The organism is Bacteroidia bacterium (assembly GCA_041391665.1).
Lineage (GTDB): Bacteria > Bacteroidota > Bacteroidia > J057 > J057 > JAGQVA01.
The window spans coordinates 851,621-867,556 of sequence record JAWKNO010000002.1 but is presented as its reverse complement, the minus strand read 5'-3'; the positions used below and the strand labels follow the sequence as shown (position 1 = coordinate 867,556).

General features: G+C 45.7%; 12 protein-coding genes. 10 read left to right on the top strand and 2 right to left on the bottom strand.

The window, feature by feature from the left end:
- Window positions 1-6: 6 nt before the first annotated feature.
- Window positions 7-2,757, bottom strand: coding sequence for a serine hydrolase (locus R3D00_15210; GenBank protein ID MEZ4774532.1), 2,751 nt, complete (start codon window positions 2,755-2,757; stop codon window positions 7-9).
- Window positions 2,758-2,894: 137 nt separating this feature from the next.
- On the opposite strand from R3D00_15210, the gene R3D00_15205 reads away from it, so the two are divergent.
- The 9 genes from R3D00_15205 (at window position 2,895) to R3D00_15165 (ending at window position 14,724) form a co-directional block, all read left to right on the top strand.
- The gene (locus R3D00_15205; protein ID MEZ4774531.1) at window positions 2,895-3,644 is read left to right on the top strand and encodes a DeoR/GlpR family DNA-binding transcription regulator; all 750 of its coding nucleotides are present in this window, start codon (window positions 2,895-2,897) and stop codon (window positions 3,642-3,644) included.
- 25 nt (window positions 3,645-3,669) lie between these two features.
- Window positions 3,670-5,586, top strand: coding sequence for a glucosamine-6-phosphate deaminase (gene nagB / locus R3D00_15200; GenBank protein MEZ4774530.1), 1,917 nt, complete (start codon window positions 3,670-3,672; stop codon window positions 5,584-5,586).
- A gap of 9 nt (window positions 5,587-5,595) precedes the next feature.
- The gene (gene murQ / locus R3D00_15195) at window positions 5,596-6,402 is read left to right on the top strand and encodes an N-acetylmuramic acid 6-phosphate etherase (protein ID MEZ4774529.1); all 807 of its coding nucleotides are present in this window, start codon (window positions 5,596-5,598) and stop codon (window positions 6,400-6,402) included.
- A gap of 27 nt (window positions 6,403-6,429) precedes the next feature.
- Window positions 6,430-8,013 (top strand): family 10 glycosylhydrolase, encoded by a 1,584-nt coding sequence (locus R3D00_15190; protein MEZ4774528.1) that lies wholly within the window; start codon window positions 6,430-6,432, stop codon window positions 8,011-8,013.
- Window positions 8,014-8,097: 84 nt separating this feature from the next.
- The gene (locus R3D00_15185; protein MEZ4774527.1) at window positions 8,098-9,369 is read left to right on the top strand and encodes a hypothetical protein; all 1,272 of its coding nucleotides are present in this window, start codon (window positions 8,098-8,100) and stop codon (window positions 9,367-9,369) included.
- Between the two features lie 8 nt (window positions 9,370-9,377).
- A complete protein-coding gene (locus tag R3D00_15180) occupies window positions 9,378-10,214 on the top strand; it encodes a hypothetical protein (protein MEZ4774526.1) in 837 nt (278 codons plus the stop codon).
- 12 nt (window positions 10,215-10,226) lie between these two features.
- Window positions 10,227-10,682: a hypothetical protein gene (locus R3D00_15175; protein ID MEZ4774525.1), complete on the top strand. Its 456-nt coding sequence runs from the start codon at window positions 10,227-10,229 to the stop codon at window positions 10,680-10,682.
- A 24-nt stretch (window positions 10,683-10,706) separates the two neighbouring features.
- Entirely contained in the window at window positions 10,707-13,556 is a 2,850-nt protein-coding gene (locus R3D00_15170) for a tetratricopeptide repeat protein (GenBank protein ID MEZ4774524.1), read from the top strand.
- 190 nt (window positions 13,557-13,746) lie between these two features.
- Window positions 13,747-14,724, top strand: coding sequence for an SPOR domain-containing protein (locus tag R3D00_15165; GenBank protein MEZ4774523.1), 978 nt, complete (start codon window positions 13,747-13,749; stop codon window positions 14,722-14,724).
- 81 nt (window positions 14,725-14,805) lie between these two features.
- Here R3D00_15165 and R3D00_15160 read toward each other — a convergent pair whose 3' ends face one another.
- A complete protein-coding gene (locus tag R3D00_15160) occupies window positions 14,806-15,192 on the bottom strand; it encodes a hypothetical protein (GenBank protein MEZ4774522.1) in 387 nt (128 codons plus the stop codon).
- A gap of 475 nt (window positions 15,193-15,667) precedes the next feature.
- Here R3D00_15160 and R3D00_15155 point away from each other — a divergent pair, with 475 nt between their 5' ends.
- On the top strand, window positions 15,668-15,859 hold the full coding sequence (locus tag R3D00_15155; GenBank protein MEZ4774521.1) for a hypothetical protein: 192 nt from the start codon (window positions 15,668-15,670) through the stop codon (window positions 15,857-15,859).
- The last annotated feature ends 77 nt before the right edge of the window (window positions 15,860-15,936 follow it).

Sequence of the window (15,936 nt, the reverse complement as noted above, 5' to 3'; positions counted from 1 at the left end):
ATTCGCCTACTTACCCAGGATTACATCATAAATCGCCTGATGCACCCGCTGATAAATATCCAGTGAATACGTCTTTCGGTTGAGGCGGGTTGGATTTACCCGGTTGGACAAAAAGACAATCAACAGCTGATTTTCAGGATCAGCCCAGGTAAAAGTACCCGTAAACCCTGAATGCCCGAAACTGCTATCACTGGCGTCTATCGCACAGTAACCTTTTTCCCGGTCTTTCAACAAAGGTTTATCAAACCCCAGCCCCCGGCGATTTCCCCGGTCGGCAAACTGATAACTGGAAAATTCTTTCATCGTCGATGTGGAAATGTACCGCTTTCCGCCATATTCCCCCATCTGGAGGTACATCTGCATAAGTTTTGCCAGGTCATTGGCATTGGAAAATAAGCCGGCATTCCCCGTAACTCCGCCAAACATAGCCGCAGACTCATCGTGAACAAAACCATGAACCAGCTGATGCCGGAAGAAGGTGTCATTTTCCGTGGGGATAATATCTGACATCGGGAATTTTTTCCATGGGTTGTATGTGAGGTTTGTCGCACCCAAAGGATCGTAGATATTCTCGCGCAGATACGTTTCCATGTCTGTACCTGTTTCAAGCCTGATGACCTCCGGATAAAGCAAAAAACCCAGGTCAGAGTACACATATCCCTGATTGACATCCAGCTTAGCTTTTCGTATCGTCTTATACATTTTGTCCCAGTAATTGTAATAGAGGTAGTAAAACTCAGTCGTTCGTACAGGATACAATTCGGAGGAATCCCGGGAGAATGTATGTCTTTTAAAAGAGCCGTTCTTTTTAACTGCCGGCTTCCAGAATACAATAGAGGCAGGCAATCCTGCCTGATGAGCCAGCATATCCCTGATGATCATTTCGCCCTTGTCAGATCCATCGTAATAGGGAAAATACGTTTTCAAAGGCTTATCCACATCCAGCAATCCGCTGTCCACCATTTGCATCAATACCGGTAGTGCACCCGAAATTTTGGACACAGAAGCGAGATCATACAGGTCATTCAGATCAACCTGTTGTGTTTTTTGATTGGTTGTATAACCATAAGCCTGGTGAAAGATCACCTGATTATTTTTTGCGACCAGAATCTGACATCCGGGAAAAGCCATACTGTCGAGACCTTCATTAATTACGGCTTCAAGTTTTTGTCTGAGTTTTTGGCCATCCAGTCCGACAGCTTCCGGAACCGTATAGGTAAACCGCAAACCACCCATCGAGGAAAGACCTTCTCCCTGGCAAAAGTCTCCCGCATCTACCGGCATTCTACCCCTTGCTGCGAGCCCGCCAAACAACAACTGCGCAGCAACCGACTGACTGACGGAGGAATGCTGAAAGGTAAACAACAACGAAGAAGCATGGGAAAGACCCGTAAAGCCCGCAATCTCAGAGATTGGGGTAAATACAACAATGGTCACTTTTTCAGATTGAATCAGCCATTGCAGAAAATCTTTCATGGAGGGAGAAAAGTTCTCATATCCCTCAAAAATGCCCACCACTACCCGATCTGTCTCCTCCAGCGATTGCTTTACTTCTTCGATAGGTGCAGCAGAAGCATCAGCGGCAATCTGTTGGTGGTGAAATGAGGTGTAGAGTCCGAGCGTTTGCTGGAACACATTTTCCGCGTCCGCACCAATGACTAATGAAGTGAATTTATGCAGTCCCAGATTTTGAAAGGGAATCACAGAATGATCGTTGCGCACTAAAGTCAAAGCCCCCGCCGCAAACTCAATGGCTGGAAGCATGGGACGATACATACGATGAGAGATGCGGGCAGAAGGCGAATTTCTGCTAACGGTAAGTTGTTTGACCATCAAGACCTTACGGCACTTTTCGTCAATTTGTGCCTGGGTAAGTTTTCCGGCTTTTAGCGATTCTTTTATCTGGGCGAAAGCAGTAGCGACATCCGTATTTAACAAAATCACATCCTTCCCGGAGGCCAGCCATTCTCCCGCATGTGCCGATTGGCTGCGAATATCACCGATTGCCAGTCCTTCAAACCGGTACGTACTAGCTGAAAATGTGGGCATATCAGACCTTATTCCACCTAATCCCCGCTTGACCTGGACCATATAATCAGGATCCATATCTGAGGGCGCAACTCCCGCAACAGGCAGGATACCCTTTTCCTGAAGGCCATTCACAAACAAAGAAACACGCCCGGCATCATTGCGAAAAGCAGTATGAGAAACATTACTTTTCAAATCCAGGACTTCAGGCAAGGCAAAGTCAATGCCTGCAGAATGATATTTTTCGGCCAGTTCATTTGCCCAAACCGTCACCTGCCGCATATCAGCCATTGCCCCTATCATTTCCGGAGAGGGAAAGCGCTCATTGCCCGCCTGCGGGATTCCCCATGCACCTGACGCCGCACCTTTCAGGAGGGGCACCCGTCCCGACTGACTGAGCTGAGAAGATATCTGGCTCAATTTTCGGTAATCATCGGTAACGATCAGGCAGCCGCCTAAACGCCAGTTTTTTAGGGAAGATACCAGATCAGAAATGGTAAAAGGCCCTTCAGCAGGCACGGTCCACGAACGCCAGACCAATTGTCCGATTTTTTCATCAGCGGAGAGCGCCTTCATCAACGAATCAACCCCCTCCGACCGGGCAGCAGCAAACCAGGGTTGAAAAGGCGAAGGGTCAGCCTGTGCCGAAAGAAAATCCGGCTGACTAAAACCCAGAAAACAAAACAAAACCCATACGGGGAATGAGCAACGGATCAGACAAACACGCATAAACGGGAGTAGTTAGATGGTAAACCGGCAGATATATTAAGTTTTTTTGATCAAATAAGAAAAAACATGCAAATAAATGCACAAAGATTCAAATCTTCTTCTTACATTTGCATAAACCAGCATAAACACGCAAGGATATGCTTAAAGAAGAACGTCATAATTTTATTCTGGAAGAACTCCGGACCAAAAATAAGGTTCTTACTTTTGAATTGAGCGAAACCCTGGCAGTCTCTGAAGACACGATCCGCAGAGATCTGAAAGAACTTTCTGACCAGGGACAAATCAAAAAAGTGCACGGCGGGGCAGTTTCTCATTCGCTCAACCCTTACCATTACAACGACCGCGCGGTGTATGCCCATGAGGAAAAAATCCTGATTGCGGAAAAGGCAAAATACCTGATCAAAAATCAGCAGGTAGTATTTATGGACGGAGGGACGACGAATCTGGAATTAGCCCGTCGCCTCCCCCTGGACCTCAATGCAACAATTATCACGAATAGTATTCCTGTAGCATCTCAGCTTACCGAACACCCGAATATCGAACTGGTAGTAGTGGGCGGAAAAATATTAAAATCAGCGCAGGTCACCATCGGTCCCGAAGTGATTGATGCAATTTCAGGCATACGGGCAGACCTCTGTTTTCTGGGCACCCGCAGTATTCACCATCAGATCGGAATATCAGAAATTGACTGGGACGAAACGAAGGTCAAGCGCGCGATGCTAAACCACGCCAACGAAATCATTTGCCTGGTCATCCCCGACAAAATAGGCACTGTACAACCCTATATCATTGGAGAAACCCGGCAAATTTCCACCATTGTAACCACCCTTGACAAAAAAAATATTACGCTCTCTCCTTTCCTTGAAATGGGAATAGAAATCCTCTGACAAAAAACTATAACTAACCAACGCTATGATACAAACCGCTTATCCTTCCGTCTATCAGTACGAAAAAATCCCCACGCGTATCTACGATGACTCCGCGTCTGCTTCCAAAGAGGTCGCCCAGCAAATCGCCAACATTATCCGCCATAAAGCCAAGAAAGGCGAAATGGCTGTTTTGGGCCTGGCCACCGGTTCTACCCCTACCGGCGTGTACAACGAGCTGGTGCGAATGCACAAAGAAGAAGGTCTCTCCTTTAAAAATGTAGCGACTTTCAACCTCGATGAATATTTCCCGATGGCACCTACAGCGCTGCAGAGCTACCACCGGTTTATGTACGAGTACCTTTTCAACCATATCGATATTGAAAAAACCAATGTCCATATTCCCGACGGAACCCTGCCGATGGAAGAAATTTCAGCTTTTTGTGAAAACTACGAAAAGCAAATTGAAGCCATGGGTGGCCTGGATCTTCAGATTCTGGGAATCGGACGTTCGGGCCATATTGGATTTAACGAACCGGGTTCTGCCCTTAGTTCTCGTACCCGACTGATAGCCCTGGATCAAATCACCGTCCGCGATGCTGCCAGTGATTTTTTTGCCCAGGAAAATGTGCCCCGCAGAGCCATCACCATGGGGGTAGGCACGATCATGGAGGCCAAATCAGTAATTCTCATGGCCTGGGGTGAAGGAAAAGCACCCGTAATCAAAAAAACCGTCGAAGGCCCGGTTACGGAACTCATTCCGGCAACTTTCCTTCAGAAACATCCCAATGCGCAGATTATCTTAGACAGCGCCGCTGGCGCAGAGCTCACCCGCCTCAAAGCGCCATGGCTCGTAGGGCCCTGCGAGTGGACCGACAAACTTATCCGCGTTGCCGTTGTCTGGCTTTGCCAGCAAGTGAAAAAGCCTATCCTCAAACTTACTGACGAAGATTATAACGAACATGGAATGGGCGAACTGGTGGCAGACCACGGACCAGCTTATGACATCAATATCAAAGTATTCAACGAACTCCAGCACACCATCACCGGTTGGCCGGGTGGAAAACCCAATGCAGACGATACTTTCCGGCCGGAGAGAAAAGGGCCATTCCCCAAACGAGTGGTCATATTCAGCCCCCACCCCGACGATGATGTGATTTCTATGGGGGGTACATTTATTCGCCTCGTAGACCAGGGACATGAAGTTCATGTCGCTTATCAAACTTCCGGCAACATCGCCGTATTTGACGATGCCGCCATCAGGTTTATTGACTTTGCGGTGGATTTCAGTGAGAAATTCAAACAAGATCACGAGCGGATTGCCAAAATGTATAAAGAAAGCCGGGAGTTTCTGGCAAATAAAAAACCCGGACAGCCCGATTCCGAAGACATCAAACATATCAAAGGGTTGATCCGGAGAGGCGAAGCCAAATCAGGCTGCAGATACTGCGGGATTCCCGACGAAAATGCCCATTTCCTCGATCTCCCTTTCTACGAAACCGGAACGGTAACCAAAAAACCACTTGGCGAAGAAGACATTCAGATTACCGTTGATCTTCTGAGAAAGATTAAACCTCACCAGATTTATGCTGCGGGCGACCTTTCTGATCCACATGGTACACACCGGGTATGTCTGGATGCTATATTCAGAGCGATTGAGCGGCTCAAACACGAAGACTGGATGAAAGACTGCTGGGTATGGCTATACCGCGGTGCATGGCAGGAATGGGGAATTGAAGATATCGAAATGGCTGTGCCAATCAGCCCCATTGAGCTGAGAAGGAAACGCAACGCGATATTCAAACATCAATCTCAAAAAGACAGCGCACTTTTCCCGGGATCTGACCCCCGCGAATTCTGGCAAAGAGCGGAAGACCGGAACCGCAGAACTGCCAAGATTTACGACGAACTGGGACTACCGGAATACGAAGCGATTGAAGCATTTGTCCGCTACAAGTTTTAATCTGAAAAAATGAAAACCACCGAACAACCCTCCCACTACGACCGTCTGGAACAAATGTCCACCCGCGACCTGCTGGCAAATATTAATCGTGAGGACCGGAAAGTACCGGAAATCATTGGTGAAATATTGCCACAGATCGAAGCCGTTGTGGATGCCGTATATGCCAAAATGAAGGATGGCGGCAGGCTGTTTTACATTGGCAGCGGTACCTCCGGGCGATTGGGAATTGTAGATGCCTCCGAATGCCCGCCTACGTATGGTGTACCCCACGGTTGGGTGGTAGGGTTGATCGCCGGTGGAAACAGTGCCATTCTCAAAGCAGTGGAATACGCAGAAGACAGCACCACCCAGGGCTGGGAAGATTTGCGTGCCCATCAGGTCAGTAGCCATGACTTTGTCATCGGTATTACCGCATCGGGAACTACCCCATACGTACTGGCGGCCATGGATGCATGCAGCGCACATGGCATCCAGACCGCAGGCATATCCTGCAACCAAAACGCGGCACTCTCTGCCCGTGTCAATTTTCCTGTAGAAGCAGTGGTAGGGCCGGAATTTGTAACCGGCAGTACCCGCATGAAAGCAGGAACCGCCCAGAAGCTCATTCTCAATATGATTTCCACTTCTGTCATGGTCAAATTGGGAAGAGTGCGGGGAAACAAAATGGTAGATATGCAACTGACCAATGTAAAGCTTGTTGACAGAGGTACTAAAATGGTTTCAGAAGCGACCGGACTGGCATACGATGCCGCCAGAGAATTGCTGCTCAAACATGGAAATGTGCGCGATGCAGTAGATGCTTTTGCAGGAAAATAAGCCAAAGCATATCTCAAATGGGGAATTATGCTTAGCTTTCCCAAAAAGTTTATGTTTCGGCTTTTACACCTCCTTTCACTGCTTTTGCTCTCGGTATTTTTTTGTCTTCAGGGATACCCGCAGCCGCCCAAACGTGAATTTCGGGGCGTATGGATTGCGACGGTTAAAAATATTGACTGGCCTTACTCCACGCAATCCCTGGGAGAAGAACAAAAAGACAACCTCCGCGATCTGATAGCGTTTCATCACAACAATGGAATGAATGCGGTCATCTTTCAGGTCAGGCCGTCATCAGATGCCTTTTATAATTCCCGGTTTGAACCCTGGTCAGAATGGCTTACCGGCCAGCAGGGACAGGCGCCTTCCCCGCTTTATGACCCGCTCCAACTGGCCATTGATGAAGCACATTCCAGGGGAATGGCACTCCACGCCTGGTTTAACCCCTATCGGGCTGTAATGGACTGGAAACCCAATAAATCATTGGCACCCACCCATATTGCCCGGCTCAAGCCTGAGTGGATGCTGCAATATGGCAATAATCTCTATTTTGACCCGGGAATTCCGGAGGCCAGAGATTATGTCGTCAATGTCATCATGGATGTCGTACAACGTTATGATATCGATGCCGTGCACTTTGATGATTATTTTTACCCCTATCAAATTACGGGAACCGATTTTCCCGATACGCTGAGCTATAAAACCTATGGCAGTGGGTTTCCGGATAAAAATGCCTGGAGAAGGAATAATGTAACAGATTTTGTCCACATGCTTCGGGACAGCATGCTGGTTTACAAACCGGAAGTGTTGTTTGGTATCAGCCCGTTTGGGGTCTGGAGAAATAAAGATATGGACGCAAACGGATCAGCCACCCGTGCTGGCCAGACCAGCTACGACCATCTGTATGCAGATATTCTCCTTTGGCTTAAAAATGGATGGATTGATTATGTTGCCCCCCAGATTTATTGGAGTATCGGATACCCGCCGGCCGCATTTGATATCCTCGCCGAATGGTGGGATTCACATAGTTATGGAAAACATGTATATATCGGCCATGCGCCTTACAAGGTGGGCAATAATACCGACACCAACTGGAACAACCCCTCCGAAATCCCCAGTCAGATACGTATGACCCGTTATCTGCCCAACATCCAGGGAAGTATTTATTTTAGCTCAAAAAGACTGGAAGAAAATCCCCTGGGAGTAACGGACTCTCTGACAAGCAATTATTACCACTACCCCGCCCTCCTTCCCGAAATCCGCTGGGTAGATGATGAAGCCCCCAAACCCCTGCCGGAAGGACTGGATCCTGTTTCCGGCAAAGAAGGAATCATCCTGAGATGGAATCCCCCGGCAGAAGACGGTGCCAAATATTTTGGTATTTACCGAAAAAGAGGCGCCGATTCACCCGAAATTATTCCGGAAAACCTGATCCGGGTTATCAATCCGCAGGAAGGCTCTTTCCTCGACCGCGATACGCGTTTTCTGAGAAGATATAGCTATACACTTACCGGACTCGACCGCTTTCACAATGAAAGCGAACCTATCAGCCACGAAACTCAAATCAGATGGAGTGGTTGGTTTATTGGAAGAAAATTCCCAAAAAAGAAATAACCACAGGGTGTTTTTTATGCCCGGGTCCAATTCTGGCATACTGTATGCAGGATTAACCCTAAATTATGTATTACAACAAACACTATGGCAAATCTGAATACCAAAATTTATCTGATTGCCTTCCTCAGCATATGGCTGGCCAATAAAGCCAGTGCACAGGATATTTTGTATATGCAGGGAGGAAACAGACTTGAATGTCTGATCTCAGATACACAGGGCGGAAAAGTCAAATACAAAATGTGGCAAAACCGCCGGGGGCCTGACTATGTCGTTCCCAAAGAGCGTCTGCTAATGCTTTTTTACCAGGATGGCAGATATACTCTTTTTTCCTCAGCTTTCCCTGATGGAATGCAGCAGTTTGAAGCCTTGACTGGTACAGATCGCCTCATTCTCCGGGATGGCAGCTCGATTTCCTGCCGACTGGAAAGGCGTACGCCAGAATCCATCATCTACCTTGACCAGACAGAAAACAGGTTGGATATTCCGCTTTCTTCTATTGTAATGATTTTCTTCAGCGACGGGCAGCACGAACTTACCGGAAGTGCAGAACAGGCTGCCCAGATACTGCAAAATCTGGGGAAAAATAACCCCTCGCCCATTGAGCCACCGGCAACCCCGGAACCACAAATAGTAGAAGAGCCCATCACAGTTACCACCCCTGAGCCAGAACCAGAACCGGTGTTTGAAGAACCAGACCCCCACACCGCAGAATTTGAGGAGGCCGAAGAAGTGGAAGAAGTGGCAGAAATCCCGCCGGTAAATGAAAGTATACCGGCAACCGAACCTCCGGAGGAAACACTAACCGGAGCGACGACGGATGCGACACCGCCTGACAATACAGGCTACGAAATCCCGGCGATTGACATGAAAGAATATAAAGCCAAAGCACTGGACCGGACGCGAAATCTGGGGCAGTATTTTTCTATTATAGCCGATAAAGCAACCAACTGGCAGGATGCCAACGATGCCATTGACCTCGCAGTGGCTTTGTTTGTAGGAGAGGAAGCAACCGTCGAAGTATCCAGCGCGGGTTCTGCCGACAAGAAACTTTATCCGATCCGCCAATACCTCGAAAGACTAAAACTACTGAAATACGAACGGGTAGATATCACCTGGTCAGATATTGTCTATGTCAGTGAACTGAAAAAAGGTGTTGACGGCAATTATTATGGCATCATATCATTCGTACAAAAGTTTACCGGCTACAGAGACGGGCAGCCGGTCTATTCAGACTATACACGCAAGAATATTGAAATCGTACTCAAGGGTTATACCAAGCAGGTAGGCGGACAAACCAAAGAACTTTGGGATGTATTCCTTTCTGATATTGGCGTAGTTAATACCCGCAGAGGATAAATGAATTTATGACAACCTACACATCCCTGTTTTTTTCTTTCTTTCTTTCTTTAACCTTCATTTTTGCTCAGGCACAATCCGGAGATATATCTTCTGCCGAGGAATTGGGTTTTGCCCTTGAAGTTAAACAGCTTGATGAGTTTATCGAGCGGTTTAACTACGAGGAAAATACAATGGTGCTTCAATACATCAAGACTCATTTCCCCAATCAGATTCCTAATCGGACGGAATTGATCACCACACTGTTCAACCACAAGCGAACCAATTGGAACGATGCAGAAGTTGATGCATTTGTCAGACAGGTAGCAGACTCCTGCAACCCTGAGTATCTCAATTTTTTTGGTGATGGCTGGTTTGCCGAACTGGATTGCCAGGTTTTGTACAATGGCAAACCCGAAAAGGTCATCCTCATTATGAAAATCCAACTTCTTCCCAACCGCAGTTCAAAATGGGTAATTCAGGGAGTAAGGGCCGATTTTCTGAACCTTCCCAAAGAAGAAGACCAATACCGGTCGTTGAATCCGATGAGCCATGGAACTGACTTTATGGGATTGGGAAAAGCACTTGCCGATATCAACAATATAGGGAACTACGTCACGAGTGACTTTAAGCCTGACCAGATGACCATATTCCTTTCATGGATTATGGATGGAAGGATTACCTTTCGCCAGGTAAACCACATCTGTTACCATTTTCTTCAGGTTGAAGGATGGGTTTTTCAACTGGAGCGGTTTCTCCGAAATACCGGAAACTCGGGTTGGCTCATCAACAATCTGTTTCGCATCGACCCGGCTGATAAAGAAAAATATATGGAGGAAGTACTTGCCAGCAAATCACAAAACTGATTATTCGCAGTAATGAAACGCTTTACTTATTCAATATTATTAGCTTTTTTTATCCTGGGAAATCTCCCCTGTTCTCCTGCACAGGATCGCATATATTTACGGGAAGGGAGTAACCTGGAAGCGAAAGTTCTGGAAATAGGCGTGGAGGAAATCAAATACAAAAAAAGCGATTTTCCTGATGGCCCCATATTCGTTATGCAACGCGACCAGATCTCAAGGATTGTGTTTGAAAATGGCTATGAAGAATCCTTTGTCCCGCGTTCACCTGATGCCATTACGCTGAGAAACGGGGAGGAAATTCGCGCAGAAATTGTCGAGGTAAGCGAAAACAACGTCATTTTCCGCCAGGGTATGGAGACAGATACCCTGCCCAAAACAGAGATCGCCTTTATTACTTATATTAATGGCACAGTTGAAAAACTGGAAGGCCTGAATCCGGTAAAAAAGAAAAAGAAAAATAAACGCTAAACGCCCGCATCCAAATCACACACTATGTACAAATTACTCTTCCTGTTCTTGCTTTTGGGTTTCCAGATTGGCATGGCTCAACCCTCCGCAAAATCAGCCCTTACCACCCGGGATAAGGTAGAAATTACTTACAAGGCTGAAGCTATTGTAAGAGAATTGGAAAACCTTATGAATGTTATTTCCAACTCCGACCTCTACAAATCTGAAATTGACGATCTGATTTCCTTCAGCTATGGCGAATCCAACAACAAAATTTTCTACAACGACAAAATCACTGTGGAAGATGATATTGATCCGATAGCACATGACAGCAAATCTTCCCGCGATGTATCGATCCGGCAGTACCTTGGCGACCTCAATCTTCTCTACAACAAAAGTGAAGATCGATCGATCACCTTCTCCGATCTTAAAGTTTCCCGGGTTTATGAAGTAGAATATGTATATGTCAGAGTATATTTTGAAAGTGAGTTTTCCAATTCCCACAAAACCGTCAAAAATGCCTACCAGCGTACCCGAAGAGTCGCAGAGGTACGGGCAGAACAACAGGGAAAACAGTGGGAAGCCCAGATCGTCAGCATTGTCTTTTTTGACGAAGCGGAGCCTATCGAACCGGCAGACTATCAGGCCGAGAACCCTGCACCCGAATTGGCTAAAAATACCCGTACCGCAGCTGATTCAGTCTCTGTAAATCAGAAAATGATCGATGAAGCTGAAAAACAGCGGAAACTGCAGGAAGAGCTTTTCGAAAAAATGATGGTCGAAGTGCGCCGCCTTGCAGAAAAGGAAGAAGAGCAAAAGAAAGAAGCGAGCAAAAAACTTATCGAAGAAGGTGACCAGGCATTTGCGGAAGGTGATTACCCTCAGGCACTGAGAACCTACCGTGAAGCAAAACTCATTAATCCCTACCAAACCGTAGCTTTCTCCAAAATCAACCGAACACAAAAAGCCATTGAGAATCAGAAAAAAAGAGAAGAGCAGGCGGAAAAGTATTACAACGATCTGGTTAAAGATGCAGATTATGCCTTCAAAATCAGAGATTTTCAGACATCTATCAAACTGCTTCGCGAAGCCAAAACGCTTCGCCCAGGCGAAGACAAAATCGCCACACGCCTGAGGGAAACCGAGCAACTGGTGATTCCCCTGAGCACACTCGAAGCCAAATACAAGGCAGGTGATTACAATGGCGCATTAAAAGATTATACAAAAGCAATCAAAACTGAGCCGGAAAACCCCGATCTCTATCTGGGCAGAGGAAAATGTTATCTGAAACTCGACAAAGGGAAACAGGCTTTTGCAGACTTCAACAAGACCATCGAATTATATCCCAACTACCGGGAGGCTTATATCCTCCGGGCAGGCATTCATCAGCAGGAGCTCAATTACCCCCTTTCCATTGCAGATCTCAGCATGGCGCTGACCCTTGAAAGTCGCGACGCCAGTCTATATGTGCAGCGATCTTTTGTCCACCAACTGGCGGGCAATCCGGAGGAAGCCATAGCTGATTATACCTGGGCTATTGGCGTAGACTCCCTTCAGGGGCAATTATATATCGATCGCGGCATCCTGTACCGTAAAGCAGAAAAAATGCCTGAAGCGATTGCCGATTTTTCACGTGCCGTGCGAATCGCACCAGAACTTGCCGATGGCTGGTATCAGAGGGGGCTTTGCCGGATCAGCCAGGGTGAAATAGAAAAAGCAGCCAGCGATTTCCAGCAGGCCAGAGAACAGGACATCGATCCCTCCGCCTGGCAAAATGTCATTAATATCGCCTCGGGGCATTACAATACAGGAAAGGCTTATTTTAACTCCGGCAATTTTGACGATGCCATTGTGTCTCTCACACATGCGGTTACCCTCCTTCCCGAATACACGGAGGCCTGGTACGCCCGCGGAGAAAGTTTTGAAAAGAAGGCGGATATTCCGGCTGCAAACAAAAACTATACAGAAGCCGTGACCCATGACTCAACCTATTTTATGGCTTACTACCGCAAAGGGGTCAACCTCATTGGGATGGAAGCCTATGACGAGGCCGTAAGGGAACTGGAAAAAGCGACAAAAACAAAACCAGACTATTTCCCCGCATTTGTATCATTGGGCGATGCCTACCGGTTTCAAAAACAATATTCTGAGGCCCTGAACGCTTACACTCAGGCACTACAACTCAAAGCAGACTCACCGGAAACCCATTTTTATGCAGGCAGAATGCAGGCAGAACTCAACAATTTCCCGGCGGCCATTGAAAGTTATAGCATCGCTATTCGCCAGCATCCTACTTTTGCAGAGGCATTTTATCACCGGGGACTGGCGTATAATACAGCCAAAGATGACCGAAGAGCAATTGCAGATTTCTCCACAGCCATTAAGGAAAATCCAGCCTATGCTGCGGCATCTTATGAAAGGGGAATCTTGTATTATAAAAATAATAACTTCAGTGGCGCTGTAAGCGATTTTACCCAGGCGATTAATAATCAATCCAAAGAAGCCGATGTATATCTCTTGAGAGGAAAAGCTCAGGAAGCGCTGAAGTTATACGCCAAAGCGCTGGAAGACTATCAAAAAATGGCTCAAACCGAATCCGGAAGTGTAGATCTTTATACCCGTATGGGCAATATGTGTCTGTTTCTATCAAAATGGGCAGAAGGCAGAAGTTATTTTGAAAAGGCCCTGGCAATCGAAACACAAAATCCTCAGGCTTTGTATGGATTGGGCAGCACCTATGCAGGAGAAAACCAACCCGCACCCGCCATCGAATGGCTCAGCAAGGCTTATCAAACCGGTACATTTACAGCCAAAGAACTCAAAACCCATACCTGGCTGAAATCGCTCAAAAAAGAAAGCGGCTATAAAGAAATAGCCAAAAAATATCTGAAATAACATCTGAGATTTTTACTTAAAGAACCTCAAAAGACAAATTATTCACGGAATCCTTTACCGGATTCCGCGATTTTTCTATATTTCAGGAAAATTTTTTCTTTATATTTATTTTTTACTGTAAAATTCTTTGCTACTGATAGAATAAATTCCTGAAATTCAGTAAATAATTGTAAACCCAAAAATTATAAACATGTTAAAAGACAAGCACAGAATGAAAAAATGGCTGAAAGGTGCCCTGACAACCGCTTTCATGGTATCCTTTACCCTGCTGTTTTCCTTTCGCTCCCAGGCTCAGCAGGGAAACCACTATCTGATTGCGGGAAGTTTTGACACCTTTGAAACCGCCAGTGAAATGGTCGCTTCCCTCAAAACAAAAGGCTATAACCCTTTGATCATTTTCCCTGATGGCTCCACTAAAAAGTACAGAGTGTCAGTCTATCATTCGCTAAACAAACAGGAAGTGGAGTCTTTTTCCAGCGGACTGAAAGCGAAAGACAAAAACACAAAAGCTTATTGGGTTTATTCCCAGCAAGATCCTGCATCTATGGCTACCCGCAGCAGCGAAGTTGCAGATAGCAACAAACGAGTCAAAAAGGAGGATAAAAAGAAAAAAGCTAAAATCGATAACAGCAAACCGGTCTATCATCTGATTCGTGGAAGCGTCAACAGTTTTGAATCGGCACAGGAACAAGTTGCCACACTGGCTGCAAAAGGGTATGAGCCTTATATCATCTTCCCTTCAGGCGCCCAGACAGGTTACCGAATCTCTGTATATGCATCCAACGAAAAGGAAGAAGTAGAGGCATATTCTGACCTTTTAAAGAAAAAGGGAGAAGCAACAGGCTGGATTTTTGAAGAAAAGCCCGGCAGCAAAGTTACGTCAACCCTGGGAGCCAAAACAGCCACACAGGCGAGAATTTCGGCTGGAGAAGGCCCCACTTACCATTTGATTGGCGGAAGCTATAAAGGATTTGACCAGGCCAGTGAATATGCCGATCAAATGAAAGCCAAAGGATATGATCCGCTCATTATGTTCCCGGAATTGGGCAAATACGATTCATTCCGCGTATCTGTATTTCGGTCAACCGATAAAACAGAAGTAACGTCCTTTAACCAATCAATGGTTAGCAAAGGTGAAAAAGCCGGTTGGGTTTACGAACAAAAGTAAACCGAGTATCACTGTACTTCTAAAAAAAACAGGCATACAGAAAATAAAATCTGTATGCCTGTTCCTTTATTAGCTATGCCCTTATTGTTCTACCAGATATTTATAACTTTTGTAGTTGGTGTCGTTACGCCAGAACTCATAACAAGCCTTTCTTTGCACTTCTTCAAATGAAGGGTCTGCTTTAAGTTCTTCCCAGTTTCCCAATCCCAGGGTTTCGCAGAACTTATAATACTCATCAGTCTGTTTTCCGATTTTACCTTTGGGCAGTACCAATGAAGACAATATAGGCCGCCCGCGTTCATATTCCTGTTCTGAAATTTCTTCCAGTATCCGGGAAAAAAGCATCCGGTCGCCCTTTGTTTTCATATCCAACTGCAGTTGGAATTCATCACTGAGCGCCTGGTAAGAGATTTTTGCGCCATTTATTCTCGCAAGATCAATGAGTTTTCTTCTTAATTTATGGTCCATAGGTGTTTATACGATTTTTTTTCGCCTCCGTTCCATTTTATCGTGCCGCCAAACAGTCAGATCATATTTGGATTTATTAGTTTTTCCTGCAAAAATCACCAAAATCTTACAGGGTTTTTCATCAGCGATTTTTAAAAATTAGCTACCATGCAAAAAACCAAACCCAATTTCATACTTTACGGAAATACAAAATATCATTCTAGCCATTAACATATAAATCTATCAATCAATATTTTAAGTAGCAAAATTAATAATTAAAACGAATTTTGTAATTTTATCAAAAACAAATATTCACAACACTTACTCATTGCGTCACCAATGCCCCCGGTTCGCGTCAACAAAAAAAACAGTTCGGGGACAAAGTTTAACCATTCATTCAAACAGTACCGCCGGGGATGTTATTAATTCCTACTTTGTTTCATGTAAATTTGATCAAAACTCGTGTTAATTGTGGTTAGTTTAATCAATTTAAGGCATGTACTACATACGAAAATACTCGGGTAACTGGGCGGTTCACAACAACTATACCGGTAAAAGCCGCTCGCTCAATGATTCGGAGGTTCAGTTGATCCTTGCAGAATTTCCTAATCTGCAAAATTATCTGACGACAAGTCAGGCCGTGACTTTCTTCAGAAATAAAATCAGGTCAATTGCAGACCTTCCATAAAGATCAGGCCGCTGATTTTCACTTCTTTTGCTACGGATATTTAGTCCTTTATCCTTTTTTCTTGAAAAATTCACGTA

Bases quoted from the DNA above. Each gene is read 5' to 3' on its own strand.
- murQ (MEZ4774529.1), top strand. From the start codon at position 5,596: ATGAAAACCACCGAACAACCCTCCCACTACGACCGTCTGGAACAAATG.
- R3D00_15155 (MEZ4774521.1), top strand. From the start codon at position 15,668: ATGTACTACATACGAAAATACTCGGGTAACTGGGCGGTTCACAACAAC.
- R3D00_15185 (MEZ4774527.1), top strand. From the start codon at position 8,098: ATGGCAAATCTGAATACCAAAATTTATCTGATTGCCTTCCTCAGCATA.
- R3D00_15160 (MEZ4774522.1), bottom strand. From the start codon at position 15,192: ATGGACCATAAATTAAGAAGAAAACTCATTGATCTTGCGAGAATAAAT.
- R3D00_15205 (MEZ4774531.1), top strand. From the start codon at position 2,895: ATGCTTAAAGAAGAACGTCATAATTTTATTCTGGAAGAACTCCGGACC.
- R3D00_15175 (MEZ4774525.1), top strand. From the start codon at position 10,227: ATGAAACGCTTTACTTATTCAATATTATTAGCTTTTTTTATCCTGGGA.
- nagB (MEZ4774530.1), top strand. From the start codon at position 3,670: ATGATACAAACCGCTTATCCTTCCGTCTATCAGTACGAAAAAATCCCC.
- R3D00_15170 (MEZ4774524.1), top strand. From the start codon at position 10,707: ATGTACAAATTACTCTTCCTGTTCTTGCTTTTGGGTTTCCAGATTGGC.
- R3D00_15180 (MEZ4774526.1), top strand. From the start codon at position 9,378: ATGACAACCTACACATCCCTGTTTTTTTCTTTCTTTCTTTCTTTAACC.
- R3D00_15210 (MEZ4774532.1), bottom strand. From the start codon at position 2,757: ATGCGTGTTTGTCTGATCCGTTGCTCATTCCCCGTATGGGTTTTGTTT.
- R3D00_15165 (MEZ4774523.1), top strand. From the start codon at position 13,747: ATGTTAAAAGACAAGCACAGAATGAAAAAATGGCTGAAAGGTGCCCTG.
- R3D00_15190 (MEZ4774528.1), top strand. From the start codon at position 6,430: ATGCTTAGCTTTCCCAAAAAGTTTATGTTTCGGCTTTTACACCTCCTT.